Genomic DNA, 433 nt, shown 5'->3' on the forward strand with positions numbered 1-433 from the left:
CGACTGCGAATTCCAGCCTCTGCGTCTGAAAATCGACCCGGGGAGCAAGACTACGGGGCTCGCGCTGGTCCGCGAGGTGGCGGCAGTGGACGCTTTGACTGGCGAAGTCCAGCTGGGCGTAGCCGTGCTGAACCTGTTGGAGCTGGTCCACCGCGGCCGGCAGATTTCCGAGGCCATGACGGCGCGCCGTCAGATGCGCCGTCGGCGTCGCAGCAATCTGCGCTATCGCGCTCCAAGATTTCTGAACCGGGGCGGCGACAAGACTGGCAGGCTCGCCCCATCGCTGCAGCACCGCGTGGACACTACCATGACCTGGGTTCGGCGCATCCAGCGCTGGGCACCCGTGCGTGCCATCAGCTCGGAGCTTGTGCGCTTCGACATGCAAGCGTTGCAAAATCCTGAGATCGATGGCATCGAATACCAGCAAGGCACG

The 433-nt window shown here is 64.2% G+C and carries 1 protein-coding gene; it reads left to right on the plus strand.

The features are described from left to right. Positions 1 to 19: 19 nt before the first annotated feature. A partial coding sequence (locus tag GVL12_RS25835) for an RRXRR domain-containing protein (RefSeq protein ID WP_306770615.1) occupies positions 20 to 433 on the plus strand: 414 nt, incomplete at its 3' end.

It is taken from the genome of Pantoea sp. 18069 (assembly GCF_902706035.1).
Taxonomy (GTDB): Bacteria; Pseudomonadota; Gammaproteobacteria; order Burkholderiales; family Burkholderiaceae_C; genus Comamonas.